15 protein-coding genes are annotated in these 14,505 nt (G+C 36.9%); 8 read left to right on the plus strand and 7 right to left on the minus strand.

What is annotated here, in order from left to right; translation table 11 throughout:
- The first annotated feature begins 9 nt into the window (after positions 1-9).
- The 6 genes from ACJ5H0_RS20740 (at position 10) to ACJ5H0_RS20765 (ending at position 4,727) form a co-directional block, all read left to right on the plus strand.
- Positions 10-240, plus strand: coding sequence for an outer membrane beta-barrel protein (locus ACJ5H0_RS20740; protein WP_411251936.1), 231 nt, complete (start codon positions 10-12; stop codon positions 238-240).
- Positions 241-326: 86 nt separating this feature from the next.
- Positions 327-752 (plus strand): HIT family protein, encoded by a 426-nt coding sequence (locus ACJ5H0_RS20745; protein WP_172277974.1) that lies wholly within the window; start codon positions 327-329, stop codon positions 750-752.
- Between the two features lie 308 nt (positions 753-1,060).
- A complete protein-coding gene (locus ACJ5H0_RS20750; RefSeq protein ID WP_411251869.1) occupies positions 1,061-1,771 on the plus strand; it encodes a DUF2071 domain-containing protein in 711 nt (236 codons plus the stop codon).
- 114 nt (positions 1,772-1,885) lie between these two features.
- Entirely contained in the window at positions 1,886-2,149 is a 264-nt protein-coding gene (locus tag ACJ5H0_RS20755; protein ID WP_411251870.1) for a TfoX/Sxy family protein, read from the plus strand.
- Between the two features lie 181 nt (positions 2,150-2,330).
- Positions 2,331-4,136, plus strand: coding sequence for a serine hydrolase (locus tag ACJ5H0_RS20760; protein ID WP_411251871.1), 1,806 nt, complete (start codon positions 2,331-2,333; stop codon positions 4,134-4,136).
- Between the two features lie 183 nt (positions 4,137-4,319).
- The gene (locus ACJ5H0_RS20765) at positions 4,320-4,727 is read left to right on the plus strand and encodes an ACT domain-containing protein (RefSeq protein ID WP_306611640.1); all 408 of its coding nucleotides are present in this window, start codon (positions 4,320-4,322) and stop codon (positions 4,725-4,727) included.
- Positions 4,728-4,815: 88 nt separating this feature from the next.
- Here ACJ5H0_RS20765 and ACJ5H0_RS20770 read toward each other — a convergent pair whose 3' ends face one another.
- From ACJ5H0_RS20770 to ACJ5H0_RS20785, 4 genes are all read right to left on the minus strand, one after another.
- On the minus strand, positions 4,816-5,730 hold the full coding sequence (locus ACJ5H0_RS20770; protein WP_411251872.1) for a helix-turn-helix domain-containing protein: 915 nt from the start codon (positions 5,728-5,730) through the stop codon (positions 4,816-4,818).
- 82 nt (positions 5,731-5,812) lie between these two features.
- Positions 5,813-6,712 (minus strand): SDR family oxidoreductase, encoded by a 900-nt coding sequence (locus ACJ5H0_RS20775; protein ID WP_411251873.1) that lies wholly within the window; start codon positions 6,710-6,712, stop codon positions 5,813-5,815.
- A 1,054-nt stretch (positions 6,713-7,766) separates the two neighbouring features.
- The gene (locus ACJ5H0_RS20780; RefSeq protein WP_172277988.1) at positions 7,767-8,675 is read right to left on the minus strand and encodes a helix-turn-helix domain-containing protein; all 909 of its coding nucleotides are present in this window, start codon (positions 8,673-8,675) and stop codon (positions 7,767-7,769) included.
- An 82-nt stretch (positions 8,676-8,757) separates the two neighbouring features.
- Complete coding sequence (locus ACJ5H0_RS20785) at positions 8,758-9,741, minus strand: aldo/keto reductase (protein ID WP_411251874.1); 984 nt, start codon at positions 9,739-9,741, stop codon at positions 8,758-8,760.
- Positions 9,742-10,001: 260 nt separating this feature from the next.
- Between ACJ5H0_RS20785 and ACJ5H0_RS20790 the strand changes: the two genes are divergently transcribed.
- Positions 10,002-10,946: an alpha/beta fold hydrolase gene (locus tag ACJ5H0_RS20790; RefSeq protein WP_306611647.1), complete on the plus strand. Its 945-nt coding sequence runs from the start codon at positions 10,002-10,004 to the stop codon at positions 10,944-10,946.
- 42 nt (positions 10,947-10,988) lie between these two features.
- Here the strand turns inward: ACJ5H0_RS20790 and ACJ5H0_RS20795 are convergent, their stop codons facing one another.
- The 3 genes from ACJ5H0_RS20795 to ACJ5H0_RS20805 form a co-directional block, all read right to left on the minus strand.
- Positions 10,989-11,282 carry a hypothetical protein gene (locus ACJ5H0_RS20795; protein ID WP_411251875.1) on the minus strand — a complete coding sequence of 98 codons (294 nt, stop codon included), beginning with the start codon at positions 11,280-11,282 and terminating at the stop codon, positions 10,989-10,991.
- The gene (locus ACJ5H0_RS20800; RefSeq protein WP_411251876.1) at positions 11,248-12,504 is read right to left on the minus strand and encodes a hypothetical protein; all 1,257 of its coding nucleotides are present in this window, start codon (positions 12,502-12,504) and stop codon (positions 11,248-11,250) included. The genes ACJ5H0_RS20795 and ACJ5H0_RS20800 overlap by 35 nt, the downstream gene beginning before the upstream one ends.
- 686 nt (positions 12,505-13,190) lie before the next feature.
- Entirely contained in the window at positions 13,191-13,823 is a 633-nt protein-coding gene (locus ACJ5H0_RS20805; RefSeq protein WP_411251877.1) for an NAD(P)H-dependent oxidoreductase, read from the minus strand.
- Positions 13,824-14,002: 179 nt separating this feature from the next.
- On the opposite strand from ACJ5H0_RS20805, the gene ACJ5H0_RS20810 reads away from it, so the two are divergent.
- On the plus strand, positions 14,003-14,389 hold the full coding sequence (locus ACJ5H0_RS20810) for a winged helix-turn-helix transcriptional regulator (RefSeq protein ID WP_411251878.1): 387 nt from the start codon (positions 14,003-14,005) through the stop codon (positions 14,387-14,389).
- The last annotated feature ends 116 nt before the right edge of the window (positions 14,390-14,505 follow it).

A 14,505-nucleotide genomic window follows, 5' to 3' on the forward strand; every position in this document is an offset into this window, starting at 1 on the left:
GTACACAGTATCGACTTTGGATGCAGCAAAACTTTTTTAAAAGACAGGGCAACCGTCACATTTGATGTGAGCAATCTTTTTGAATTACGCAAACTAAGCAGCGTAACCACCGGAGCAGATTATGTGATCAACCAGACCAATATCCCTAATGCCGCCCGATATCGCCTGACGTTGGTCTACCGATTGAATATAAAAGATAACCAGGCTGTGCGGCAGGCCAAAACAGGAAACCGTAACTAGATTAATCTTTTTTTTGTTGAATAAACAATCCTGTATTTTATGATCATTTCCGTTTTACTATTTTTATAAAAAACTTTCCAGCCCTTATGAACAATTGTATTTTTTGTAAAATAATAAACAGAGAACTCCCTGCAAGCATCATCCACGAAGATGATCAGGTAATTGCTTTTATGGACATCCAGCCCGTTAATCCGGGACACATATTAGTAGTGCCGAAAATACACAGGGAATTCATTGCCGAACTGGACGAAGATCTTACTTCAGGAATGTTCAATGTTGCTGCTAAAATTAATAGGGCCCTTAGGAAATCGGATATAAGATCTGAGGGAATCAATTATTTTCTTGCCGATGGTGAAGCTGCCGGCCAGGAGGTTTTTCATACCCATCTGCATATTTTCCCGAGATTCCGTAATGATGGTTTTGGTTTGCGGTTTGGTGAAAGATATTCAGTCCTTCCGGATCGCAAAGAGCTTGATGAGGTATGTACATCTATTAAAAAGATGATGGAATAATGTAGAAAAAGTATTTTCCCAATATTCTGAGCATACAGTTCACGATCGGAATTTGAATTTCAGGATATGATTTGTTGAGGATTTATTATTTGGATAAAAGCAAAAGAAAAGGTGCAGATTAAAATTAATTTTTTCATAATACTGAAAGTAATTATAGCAGCAAATCTCATAAAAAAACAGCAAATAAAAATAGAACGAAATTAACATCTTTTCTGTGTAAAACATATTGAAATACTTTATCAGGTTGACCAAAAAATGAATTACATTTGTCTCTAAGACAGGGGATGGCCGCATCTTAACATATAAAAATGAAATTACCAGAAATACATGGATATATAGATCGAAGGATTTTGATCAATTTTACTGCTGATCCTGACGCAGTAGAAAAGATTCTCCCTTTTCCATTCAGACCAAAGCTTTATAAAAATAAAGCAATAGTAGGTATTTGCCTGATCAGGCTTAAAAATATTAAAGCGTTGGGGCTGCCGGATTTTATGGGGATCGATTCCGAGAACGGAGCACACAGAATTGCTGTTGAATGGGACGAAGGCGGAGAGGTAAGGACCGGGGTATATATTCCGAGAAGAGATACTTCATCGAAGATCAATACGCTTGTAGGCGGACGTGTATTTCCGGGTAAACATTATTATGCGAAATTTAATGTAAAGGAAAATAACAAGCATTACCATGTTGATTTTAAAAGCTCCGATCAGCTGATTACTTCAATTGATGCTAAGGAAATTGAAGTATTTGATAATCATTCCATATTTGAAACATTGCAGAAGGCTTCAGACTTTTTTCAGGAGGGATGTCTCGGGTATTCGCCTCATAAAGATAAGCTGGAAGGACTTCAGTTGAATACCTATACATGGGAAATAAGACCTCTTGAAGTGATGGATTTGAAATCAACTTTTTATGAAGATGAAACACTTTTCCCAAAAGGCTCTATAACGTTTGATAATGCTTTGCTGATGACCAATATCGAGCACACATGGAAATCGATGCCTGAAAAATGGTGATTCATTAAAGAGTATACCTGCAAGAATTAAAAAAAATAATCATGTACAACGAACAACTGGTAAACCGGATAAGAGAAACATTGATGCATGAGAATAATGTGGTTGAGAAAAAAAATGTTCCAGGGATTAAGCTTTATGGTAGATGATAAACTATGCATCGGAGTTCGTAATGAGGAGATCTTATGCAGGATTGATCCTCAACAAGCAGAGCTGGAGCTGGAAAAAGAGTATTGCCGCCCGATGATTCATGGGAAAAGGGTAGCAAAAGGGTATATTTTTGTGAGTAAAGAAGGATATCACAAAAACAAAGATTTTCAATACTATATAGACCTCTGTCTTGCTTATAATAAAGTGGTTCAAAAGGCAAAAAAGAAATGAGGAGCCCTTCTTTTCATTAGATTTTTTTCAGAAGAGATAGGAAAATAAAACACTACAGGAAGTGTATCAGCAATCTATGGGATGAATTTGACTGCCTTGAATATAATAATAGGTATCTTATAAAATTAATTCCGCTGATATTCGTAATACTTACTTATTTTTAGGCTATTAATTAAAAATTATGAAAACCGGAACTCGTTTTTATATTGTATTATTTATGGGGTTGATTTCCAGTTATTTATCTGCGCAGACAGATGCTCAGCTGAAAAATGAAATTGCCCGAATAGAATCAGGCTTATTACCTGCTGTTAGATTTGAGGGAGAATCTGCATGGAAACTGGAAGACCGAATGAAGTTTTATAGTATTCCAGCCGTCAGTATAGCAGTGATCAGAAATTACCAGGTGATATGGACCAAAGCATATGGACTCGCAGATGTGGAAAATAAAACTCCAGCTACCACCGCTACCTTATTTCAGGTTGCTTCTATGAGTAAACCTGTAACGGCATATGCTGCATTAAAGGAGGTAGAAGAAGGAAAAATAGATCCCGATGCTGATGTGAACAGATATCTGAAATCCTGGAAAATCCCTGAGAATGAGTGGACAAAACAGAAGCCGGTAACGCTTAAGAATATTCTTAGCCATACAGCCGGTTTCACCGTACATGGATTCCCCGGATACGAGGCAGGAAAACCTCTCCCTACAGTGATTCAGGTGTTGAACGGAGAAAAGCCTGCCAATACTGATGCTGTGAAGGTGGATAAGCTTCCCGGAAAATCTTTTCGTTACTCTGGCGGTGGATATACTGTGTTGCAGGAAATACTTACAGATATTGAAGGAAAGGATTTTGCAACTTTGATGAAGGAAAAAATCCTGATGCCTCTGGGAATGAAGAACAGCAGCTTCACTCAGCCTTTGCCAGAATCTCAATCCGCAATTGCCGCAACAGCATATTTAGAAAACGGAACTAAAGTCCAAGGCAGATATCATATCTATCCTGAACAGGCCGCCGCCGGTTTATGGTCCACAGCAGAAGACTATGCCCGTTTTGTGGTCGATATCCAGAATACGTTGAATGGTAAAAGTAATACCATTATTTCCAAAAAGATGGCGGAAGCATTTACCACTCCTTACATTGAAACTTTTGAGGGATTAGGTGTTGTGCTGGAGACCTATGGCAATCAGGTATATTTCTCCCACGGTGGCTGGAATGAAGGTTTTTCCAGCCTTTTTACGGCGAATAAAACAAGTGGGGATGGAATTGTAGTATTAACCAATACCAACAAACCTCAGTTTATCAATGAGGTCATACGTTCTGTGGCAACTGAATATCAGTGGCCGGAATTTATGGCTCCCACTCTTAAAATTTTACCTTTAAAACAAGAGGACTTCAGCAATACCGGTCGATATAAATTCAGTAAGTATGGTGTTTACAGGGTATATCAGGAAAAGGGAAAACTGATGATGAAGGTGAATATGGAAACACCGATTGAACTTCTTAAAATCGGGGAAAATAACTATGCATTAAGAAACTGGAATTTTAAAATAAGTTTTAGGACTAACCCAAAGACAGGAAAGCGTGAATTGGTGGAAACACTCCTGAATAAAACCATCCGTTCAGAAAACCCACAATGGGCGAAAGATGAGAAAGGACCATTGGAATTGATTCTTGAAGGACATTTTGAAAAAGGTCTGGAAGCTTATAAAAAAGCAAAAAAAGAAGATGCTGATAATGAAATGCTTTCCGAAGACTATATTAACGGTCTCGGTTATACCTTACTTCGCGAAAAGAAATATACCAATGCGATAGATTTTTTCCGTGTCAATACCCAATTGTATCCTCAAAGTGCGAATACTTATGACAGTCTTGGGGAAGCCTACCTTGAAGCAGGACAAAAAGATAAAGCTTTGGAAAATTACCGGAAAGTATTGAAAATCAATCCAGAGAATGAAAATGCAATTAAGATTTTAAAAACAATAAAATAAAAGTTTTTAATTAACGCCCCTGAATTCCAGGGGCGTTAATTTTGCCGTTCCTATTTCACGGTTTAATTCAATGAGTATTTTATGTATCGTGGTTCATAGTTCCATTAAATAACTATCACGAAGCATTTTTTATCAATTGATAAATAAATCCTAAGGCTTAACCTGTAGTTTTGTACAAAAAAGATGTCAGGAGAAACAGATTTAAAAATATTGCTGCAACATATGGAACCGGTGCTGAATTCAGGGGAATATGTTTTTTGCAAAGTAGGTCACTTACATGAGATTCCGGATATAGAAAAACTTGTATTTTTCTTTCGTGAAAAAGAAGCCATAACCGTTGTTCTGGAAAAGCCGGTCGCTGAAAAATGGAATTTGGAATACAATTATGTTTCTTCATGGATAACTTTGAGTATTCATTCCTCACTTGAAGCCGTAGGGCTTACGGCTGCATTCGCTAACGCACTCAAGCACGAAGGCATTAGCTGCAATGTGGTGGCTGCTTATTTTCATGATCATATTTTTGTTGCAAAAGATGATGCAGAAAAAGCAATGGAAGCTTTGAAAGCGATGAAGGTTGGGAACACCGTATGATTTTTCAGATAGAATAATGGATTATTGGATTGTTTATAAATGGGTCTGATAATAAATAGCAGAGCCTAACCTTGGCAAGGTATAATGGTTAGTTAAAAAGTTCCCTAAATCCAAGCGGAGTGGTATTCGTCATTTTCTTAAAGAATTTGCTGAAAGACTGTGGATGCTCAAATCCTAATTCATAAGCAATCTCACTTACGGTGCTGCCTGTCGTGCTGAGTTTTTCCTTTGCTTTTTCGGTCAGCTTCTGATGAATGAACTGTTGGGTACTTTGTCCGGTAAGGTTTTGGAGTAATGTTCTCAGATATCCTGTAGAAATACCCAGCTCTCTGGAAATATAATGAACACTTGGGATGCCATTATTTATGATCATTTCACTGTTGAAATATTGGTTGAGTAGGATTTCTAACCGTTCAAGGATTTCATGATGTGCCTTATCACGGGTAATGAATTGGCGCTGGTAAAATCGGTTTGAATAATTAAAAAGCGTTTCCAGTAATGAAACCATGATATCACTGCTGAACTTATCTGTATTAGTATTGTATTCCTTTCGGATATTATCTATCAGAAGCTGAAGGATCTGCTCTTCATCTTCAGAAAGAAAAAGGGCTTCATGCAGGGAATAATCGAAAAATTCATATTGGGTTATAGTTTTAGCCAGGGGTTTATTCCATAAAAAATCAGGGTGGATCATCAGCATCCAGCCTTCAGCGGGACGTGGCTGGTTGTCCATTTCAATCCGGAGTACCTGGTTCGGAGCCATAAAAAATAATATGCCTTCATCAAAATCATAGTCTTGCTGTCCATATTTGTATTTATGGTTCATATTTCTTTTTACTGAAAGGGAGTAAAAATCAAATACCAGGCTTTCACTTCCTTTATCGGGTTTTTGCATATCTCTAAAATCAATGATGCTGATCAGCGGATGTTTAGGCTTTGGTAAGCCACGCAAAGCATGAAATTGTGAAATCGTTTTGATCCTTATGGGTTCTTTTGCGGACATAATCTTTTAGGGTATAAAAAGAGAAGAATATGTAAATAGTTGTCACATACTCTTCCCTGATGTGGTATAGTAAATTTACAATTTATTGAGCAGGAAAATAAATTTCTCCCTGTAAATCCGATAGCAAATCGATTTCATTTGGCTCCCAATTTAATATTTCCCGTGTTGCAGCGCTTGAAGCAAGGACGTTAAATTCTGCAAAATGGGCAAACCAGGTAAAGTGATCTGCTACCTCACCTGTTGAAATGGAACGTGCTGGTATACCCAGTTTTGTACCTATCGTTTCGGCGATCTTTTTAAATTCGATGCCTTCTTCTGCAACTCCGTGGTAGCGTATTCCGTTAACAGAATGGTTTTCTACGGCCAGTCGAAAGAGTTTGGCCGCATCTTTACGGTGTACTGCAGGCCAGAAATTCTTACCGTTGTCAATGTATGCAGAAAAACCTTTTGCTTTTGCTATCCCAATCAACGAAGGAATAAAGCCAATTTTATCTCCCAGGTCATGCACCACAGGGGGAAGACGGACAACGGATACCTGAACTCCTTTAGCAGCTACTTTGTCGGCTGCATGTTCTGTAATAATCCTTGGGATGCTATTACCTTCCGGCATATCTTTTTCCGTAATCATACCTTGTTTTTTAAGCACACCGATTCCTGAAGTAATAACAAATGGCTTTTGTGTTCCTTCCAGTACAGAGCCGATTGTTTCAATGACCTTTCCGTCCAGGATACACATTTCTTTAAATTTGCTGAAATCATGGATAAATCCAAGATGAATTACTGCATCAGCTTTTTCAGCTGCTTCTATCAATGTCTCCGGTTGACTGAGATCTCCGTAATATACTTCTACACCGGACTTCCTTAGTTTTTCGGCGGATTCCTCAGAACGGGCTAATCCTATAACCTGATGTCCGCCGGATTGTAATTCTTTTACTGTTGCAGAGCCTATAAATCCTGTAGCTCCTGTTACAAATACTTTCATTTCCTGTTTGTTTTTAACACTACAAAGTTGGAAAGAACAGGATTTCTCTATGTAGCCAAAACACACTTTGTTGTAGCCGGAAAACGCATAATTGAAAACACTTGATAAATAAAATAGCTTCATATTTTTTAAACTGCATCATTATAAATCGACCCAGGAAGCTGTAGCGTAAAGAAAATGATTTCTGTGAACGTAAAGAAAATTCTACTGTTCGAAGTGCGACAACCATACCGAATCGGACAGCTCATATTGAACTCGCGCAAGTTTTAGAATTTTTAGAGAACAGAATTCATTTTTAGCGAAGATTCCAGTCTTGAACTTTGGTTCTTTTGCTTCAAGGTAAAAGAACATAATAAAAAGATTGCTTTGTTCCTCGCAATGACGGTAGGTTTATCTCCCACAGATTTTGCAGATTTAAAAAAAGACCTATATTTCAACTTTGAAGTCAATTCCTAACCGACCTAGGAAGCTGTAGCGTAAAGAAAATGTATTCTGTGAACGTAAAAAAATTCTACTGTCCGAAGCGCGACAACAATACCGAATCGAATAACTTATCCTGAATTCGCGCAAGTTTTAGAATTTTTAGAGAACAGAATTCATTTTTAGCGAAGATTCCAGTCTTGAATTTTTGTTTCTTTTGTTTCAAGACAAAAGAATATAATAAAAAGGTGGCTTTGTTTCTCCAAGGGACTATCGATTCCTCATTCTCAGATCATACTGATCACGCATATTAAAATGTCAAAAAATTAAAAATTGACAACAATTATAAACTGACCTAGGAAACTGTAGCGTAAAGAAAATGTATTCTGTGAACGTAAAGAAAATTCTATTGTCCGAAGCGCGACAACAATACCGATTCGAATAACTCATCCTGAATTCGCGCAAGTTTTAGAATTTTTAGAGAACAGAATACATTTTTAGCGAAAGTATCCAGTCTTGAATTTTGTTTCTTTTGTTTCAAGACAAAAGAATATAATAAAAAGGAGGCTTTGTTTCTCACAAAGAAAAATAGGTTTATCCTATCCCGATTTATGAGCATTTCTAAAAAAAATATTTAATTAAACGATTCTCTAAACCCAATCGGAGTTGTCTTCGTCATTTTTTTAAAAAATTTACTGAAAGACTGTGGATGCTCGAATCCAAGCTCATAAGCAATTTCACTGATTGATAATTGGGTGGTTGACAGTTTTTCCTTTGCAAGATTACTGAGTTTCTGATGAATATATTGTTGGGTATTCTGTCCGGTTAGCGACCGTAAAAGATCGCTCAGGTAACTGGGGGAAATACTCAGTTTTTCTGCTAGGGAATGAACTGTGGGAATTCCATGTTCCAATAGGCTTGAATTATTGAAGGATTGATCAAGAACTTCTTCAAATTTTTCAAGTATACTGTGGTTCACTGCTTTTCGGGTAATAAACTGTCGCTTATAAAACCGGTTGCTGTAGCTTAGCAGAAGCTCTATTTGTGCAATCATTACATCCTGGCTGAAATCATCGATCCGGTTATTGAGTTCTTCTTCAATGATTTTAAAAACCGATAAAATGGTTTCCTTTTCTTTTTCCGAGAGGAGTAAAGCTTCGTTGGCAGCGTAGGAAAAAAAGCCATATTCCTTTATTTTTTTTACCAGAGGATAAGACAATATAAAATCGGGATGAAAAAGCAGGATAAAGCCAGAATTCGTTTGATCATCCGGGCTCTCAAAGATCTGGTTGGGGGCCGTGAATACCAGTCCTCCTTCGCGGAAATCATAATAGTTTTGCCCGTACCGTGCGTGGCTGCATAGATCTGTTTTGCAGGCGATCTTATAAAAATTCAACATCATGGTTGGGGAAAGTTCATCCGGATTGATTCGGATGTCTCTGATATTGATAAAACTTACCAAAGGATGTACGGGCTTGGGAAGCCCGAACACCTTATGCAAGTCATATAAAGATTCAAATTTTTGTGGAATGTTTTTATCCATTTTATATAATTGTATCTGATCAGAAATTCTTTTACAATTTACAAATAAATTGCCTTAAAGAACCGACTCTTCTATTATCAGTTTAATCTTTTAATGTTCTTAATTTTGCCAGATCTTCATCTTTTCTGTCGCCATGAACCTGAATGGTAGCCAGTGCTGTTTCTATCTGCTTAAATTCATCTTCAGTAAGGACAATATCAGAAGATTCTATATTCTCGCGGATCCTTTTTAAATTTCTTGAACCCGGAATCGGTACGATAAAATCATTTTTATGGAGCATCCACGCCAGGGAGATCTGCGCGGGAGTTGCTTCTTTCGTAGTGGCAAACCCAAGCAAGAGATCCAGTAGAGGCTGATTTGCGAGAATGTTATCTTTTTGAAAGCGGGTGATTACTCTACGGGCATCAATTCCGGTAAATGATGTATCTGCGTTTACCTGACCGGATAGAAATCCATTAGCCAGAGGCGAGAAGGCTACAAAACCGATTCCCAGTTCTCCGCAGGTCGGTATCACATTTTTTTCAAACTGCCGGGCCATAATAGAGTATTCACTTTGAATTGCGGTAATGGGTGTTACAGCATGTGCTTTCCTGATCTCTTCTTCCGTGGCTTGTGATTGGCCCCAGCCCAGTATTTTTCCTTCCCTGATCAGCTCACCCATACACCAGGCTATATCTTCTACAGGAATATCTTTGTTTACACGGTGCTGGTAATAAAGTTCGATGTGGTCTGTTTTCAATCTTTTTAATGAGCCTTCTATTTTATTTCGGATCACTCCCATTAGTTTTTCTGCGGAATAATTTTCTATGCTATCCTGAATCCAGAATTTGGAGGCAATACTTACCTCATTCCTGAAACCGGCTAAAGCTTCACCCAGTAATTCTTCATTAGCTCCCATGGCGTAGGCTTCTGCAGTGTCAAAAAAAGTACAGCCCAGATCATAGGTATTGTGAAGTAACTCTATGGATTCTTTCCGTTCTGGTACTGATCCGTACCCTTGGCTGAGTCCCATACTGCCATAACCGATACTCGATACTTCGAGAGTTCTCAATTTTCTTGATTTCATTGTATTCTTATTTAAAGTTGATGTCGCAAAGTTCAGCTTATAGCATAAGGTTCATGTAGCCTGATTGAGGGATCACGTAGCCAGATTGCGGAAAATCGGCAGAAAGGCATTTCAAGGAAATAAACGGAAGGGAAGAAGCTTTTTTAAGTGAGGTAAATGTCTGATTAACCCCTGAAATTGTCCGTTTGGGGTACTTTGTAAGTGTTCCGCCTTTTTGTGCGCTTTATGTTTGCACCATAATCATACAAAAATAAACAACAATGAAAGCATTCAGAACCATTTCAGCAGCAAGTATTTTATGTGTAACGCTATTTTCAGTAGCAACTGTGTCATGCAGTGAAGAAAGTGAGATCATCACCCAGGAAGTCCAGATGGTGAACCACCGCAACGCCAAAACAAAATTTATAAAAGTAAAGGGGAATGACATCGCTTATCGTACCTGGGGAAAAGAAGGAGGGATACCGTTGGTATTATTACCGGGATTGGGAGGCTCCATGGACGACTGGGATCCGGCAGTCACAGACGGGCTGGCTCAGAAATATAAGATCATTATATTCGATAACCAGGGCGTGGCTTCTTCCCAGGGAACAACCCCTAATACCGTGCAGGGAATGGCCGATGATGCCATTGCCTTTATCAAGGCACTCAACCTGACGAAAGTAAATATTATGGGCTTTTCGATGGGAGGATTTGTGGCACAAAGAGTGGTTTTAACGCAACCTACACTCATCAATAAAGTTATTTTAACAGGTACCGGACCTAAAGGTGCAATCGGATTATCCAATTTGCCGAATATCATTGCCGGAACTGCAGGATTAAGTCCTGAAGAATCTTTCCTGAAATTTGGATTTACCCAATCTGCAGCGAGTATTGCGGCAGGAAAGCTATCTTATGAGAGGATTCAGCTTCGTACAACGGATCGGGATCCTGCATTAAGCGATGCGACTTCCAATGCTCAGTTTACGGCTGTTCTGAGTTGGGCGCAACCTGATGCCAACGCTCTTGAAGAAATAAAAATGATCAAAAATAAGGTGCTTATCGTTCACGGGGAAAATGACCTTCCCGTATCGGTTCAGAATGCACAGAATATGAAACAAAATTTGGAGCATGCGGAACTCGTGATTTTCCCGGATTCAGGACATGCGTCTTTCTTTCAGAATCATGATGCGTTTGTGGCGAAGGCTGTGGCGTTTTTGAGTGAGTAGTTTTTGTTTTTATGGTTAAGAGCTTACCATGTTGGTAGGCTCTTAGCTTTTATATAGTCTTAATTCAAAAATGTACTTACTAAGGGATAATTCAACAGATTTATTACCATTTTTCCATTTCACAGTAGCATTTTCTTTATCCTGATTGTTTAGAATAGGCTTTCCTAGTTTTTGCATTAGAAAAGCAAAGAGCCAGTCAAATTTTGATTTATATAATTTTTGTGTATCAATATTAGGAGTAGTTTGAGATTCTTCTACACTGTCAAAATGTGATTTAATACCCCATTGGAATTCTATCAGCTCAATTGATTTTTCTCTCGTTGTATAATAATACATCGTTATCAGATGAATAAATGGGCTTTCTTTTTTTTCGATAAATTCTAGGAGTTTCTATATCTTTTCCATCAAGTATATAATGAGAGATTTTGTGACTTTGGGTTAGGTCTCTTGCATTTTCCTTTTGCTCAATATCATCAATTTGATTTAAAGATAAAGTATTTAAATTAGAATAGAAGTAATCGAAATTTGTTTCAACCCACTCCTTTGTCTGGTCTTCACCCATAATAGGTTCCTTATAAGAATTTTTGAATGAAGTTACATTGATGTGATTTTTGTTAATTTCAATAATCCCAAAATTATTTTTACCCTTAATAGAAAACTGAATAGTTTGATATTGATTGTTTTGTATTGGGTTTCTTGTATCGTAATACCATTTGAAGGGACGTAGATCAGATTTAAGATCAAGAACTGGTGTTAACTTTTTATTCTCCACTATTCCGATTTTTGTTGAAATACCATCGTTAAATAAATGATAAAATTTATTGTTTGCTATAAAAGAGGTTGCTATCGAATATTTAGATTTAACATCAGTAGTATCAATATATATCATTTCACCTCCTTTCATTGAGTTGCTCCCTTCTCTGAAATAACGTTCTGCTAATACTGCTTTTTTGTAATCGTAAGCTTCTTTATTTATTTCTAATTTTTTAGGATCTGATATTTTAAGGATGAATTTACTTGTCGTTAAATAATAAGCATTATCAAATTTGTTGATCACGGGATTTGTTGCTGCTATTTCATATTGTTTATTAGTTAAATTATCTTTGAACCAAGTTACTCCACCCCATTCTCCGAAGTCGCGAGTATATACTGTATATTCTTTATCTTCATATACCAGATCAATTCCTTTTTTAGTTTCAATCCATTTTTTATTTTTTTCATCAAGATAAAAAGTATGGTGATTATAATATTCTGTGGTAAAGATGGAATCATTTTTTATATATAAATCATAATAATAGGTTTGGAGCTTTTCAGGAACACTTATTTTAGAATTAACTTTTCCTTCCTCATCTAAAATATAAAAGTTGTGATTCGAACCAGAACTGAATTTATCATTATCAGTCTGAAAATAGCAATAATACTTTGAATTATGTTTTAACCAGGGGCCAGGACTTCCAGGAATATCAATTTCTATTGTTTCGTAGTCAATTTTTAATTCTTGTGGATGACAAGATTGCATAAAAAATATGAAAATAAAAATTTGGAAAATGTTTTTCATAGATCTACTTGTAATGATGCTAACTTACAATAAATTTTGAAATTAATTTGTATTCTGCTTACCGAAAATATGTTATTTTCTAGTGTCTTGGCGATTAATCAGACTATATCATTTTATCAACATATTTACAATTGATCTCGATACATTTTTCTCCTGAACTACGTTCGCAGGATTACATCCTGTATTTCGAAAAACACTCAATTTGATGGTAGACTACTATTTGTAGAATATAAGGAAAAAGGCAACGTCACTTCGAGTAGATTTTGAAAAAATCGTATCGAGAAGTTGCTTTTTTTGTCGTAATAAAATTAATGGAGTTTTTGTTAAACGCGAAGGCACAATTATTTTACCATCTGTATGTTGTTAAAGTGCGAGAAACCCAGTATTTTATATGATTACTAATTACAATTCAATTGTATTCTACCCATTTATGTCATTCCGTAGGAATCTAAACCCTAGTTTTTATAAAGGTGTGCTGAGTTTCCTACGGAATGACAATATTGAGTATTAGTGTATATACGGTATAGCTTAGTAAATATGATTATTGAAGCCAAAAGAATTTCGTTCCATAAAATTCTAGGTAAACGTTATATCCTCTTTGCCGAAAATCTTTGATTTTCTTGCGCCTTAAAAACAGCAGCATATTAAAAAATCTTTGCGTCTTTGCGATTAACCAAATCCACTTATTAATGAATCTCAATAAATAACTCCTCATTGGATCTCCTTACTTTTTTCAGGTTCACCAGCCAGTCATTTTCTGTATCTCTGTATCCAAGCGCCAGGAGAACCGTACTTTTTAATCCCTGTTCACGAAGATTAAGAATCTCATCATAGGCTTCACTGTCGAATCCTTCCAGAGGAGTGGCATCTACTTTCAGATCGGCTGCGGCAAGAAGGCCAAATCCTAATGCGAGGTAAGCCTGATGGGCAGCACCCACAAAATGCTGGTCTTTACTTCTTTTTTCCAGAATGCCGAGAAGCTTTAAACGGTAGTCATCGGTGGCACTGGAAGGCAGGTTGCGTTCTTTATTACTAAATTCGAAAAAGGTGTTTACTCTTTCCGGAGTGTACTCATCCCATGCTGCAAAAACCAGCAAGTGAGAAGCCTGAAGAATCTGTTTCTGTTCCCATGAATAAGGATACAACTTTTTCTTCAATTCCTGATTGGTGATCACCAAAACCTTAAAAGGCTGTAGACCGGAACTTGAAGGCGACATTCGAATCGCTTCCAGGATCTGGTCGACCTTTTCATTTTCTACTGTTTTACCATTATAGCTTTTAGTGGCAAATCTCCATTGTAATGTTTCTTGTAATGACATAATGTTGAGTGTTTTTTATTAAAAATTGTTGAGGTTTTTATCTCATTTTGATGGAACAAAGTTAGGGCGTTTTGGTTTCCAAAACATACCTGTTACCCATTGGTAACCAGTTACAAAAAAGTAACCAGGTGACTTTTAATACAAATAATTCCGTAATTTTAAAGTCTAATTTTCAGGGTATGAAAAAAGATAAAATTGAGATCTCAATAAAATGCCAAAACCACATCCGTGGCGTACGTGATACGATGTATCTGCTGGATGGGAAATGGAAAACGCTCATCATAAGCCATTTGTACTATATAGGAAAAATGCGGTTTATGGATCTGAAAAGACAGGTAGAAGGCATCGCGTCAAAAACCCTTTCCAAGGAATTAAAAGAACTGGAAATGAATAACCTGATCAAAAGAACCCAGAATAATACCATGCCCGTTTCTGTAGATTATGAACTGACCTGTTTTGGAGAAAGTCTCCATACGATTATTGATACGATGGGTGAGTGGGGGATGAAGTATAGGAAGGATTTATTGCAGAAGGGGAGTAAGGTGGTTGCTGAGGTTGTAGATTAATCTGTAAAAGTTTGCTTTTCTTGAATATTATTTATGTTAAATAATTAAAGGATAGGCAACGAAGAAGATCATAAAAGGCTAATTATATTGTTTTTATTTGTAAGTTTATATAAACT

Source organism: Chryseobacterium proteolyticum, assembly GCF_046591535.1.
GTDB lineage: Bacteria > Bacteroidota > Bacteroidia > Flavobacteriales > Weeksellaceae > Chryseobacterium > Chryseobacterium proteolyticum.

Excerpts from the sequence above, each read along its gene's own strand:
- ACJ5H0_RS20805 (WP_411251877.1), bottom strand. The coding sequence starts at position 13,823 with ATGTCATTACAAGAAACATTACAATGGAGATTTGCCACTAAAAGCTAT.
- ACJ5H0_RS20770 (WP_411251872.1), bottom strand. The coding sequence starts at position 5,730 with ATGTCCGCAAAAGAACCCATAAGGATCAAAACGATTTCACAATTTCAT.
- ACJ5H0_RS20750 (WP_411251869.1), top strand. The coding sequence starts at position 1,061 with ATGAAATTACCAGAAATACATGGATATATAGATCGAAGGATTTTGATC.
- ACJ5H0_RS20755 (WP_411251870.1), top strand. The coding sequence starts at position 1,886 with ATGTTCCAGGGATTAAGCTTTATGGTAGATGATAAACTATGCATCGGA.
- ACJ5H0_RS20810 (WP_411251878.1), top strand. The coding sequence starts at position 14,003 with ATGAAAAAAGATAAAATTGAGATCTCAATAAAATGCCAAAACCACATC.
- ACJ5H0_RS20775 (WP_411251873.1), bottom strand. The coding sequence starts at position 6,712 with ATGAAAGTATTTGTAACAGGAGCTACAGGATTTATAGGCTCTGCAACA.
- ACJ5H0_RS20760 (WP_411251871.1), top strand. The coding sequence starts at position 2,331 with ATGAAAACCGGAACTCGTTTTTATATTGTATTATTTATGGGGTTGATT.
- ACJ5H0_RS20765 (WP_306611640.1), top strand. The coding sequence starts at position 4,320 with ATGTCAGGAGAAACAGATTTAAAAATATTGCTGCAACATATGGAACCG.
- ACJ5H0_RS20795 (WP_411251875.1), bottom strand. The coding sequence starts at position 11,282 with ATGTATTATTATACAACGAGAGAAAAATCAATTGAGCTGATAGAATTC.
- ACJ5H0_RS20745 (WP_172277974.1), top strand. The coding sequence starts at position 327 with ATGAACAATTGTATTTTTTGTAAAATAATAAACAGAGAACTCCCTGCA.
- ACJ5H0_RS20790 (WP_306611647.1), top strand. The coding sequence starts at position 10,002 with ATGAAAGCATTCAGAACCATTTCAGCAGCAAGTATTTTATGTGTAACG.
- ACJ5H0_RS20800 (WP_411251876.1), bottom strand. The coding sequence starts at position 12,504 with ATGAAAAACATTTTCCAAATTTTTATTTTCATATTTTTTATGCAATCT.
- ACJ5H0_RS20785 (WP_411251874.1), bottom strand. The coding sequence starts at position 9,741 with ATGAAATCAAGAAAATTGAGAACTCTCGAAGTATCGAGTATCGGTTAT.
- ACJ5H0_RS20780 (WP_172277988.1), bottom strand. The coding sequence starts at position 8,675 with ATGGATAAAAACATTCCACAAAAATTTGAATCTTTATATGACTTGCAT.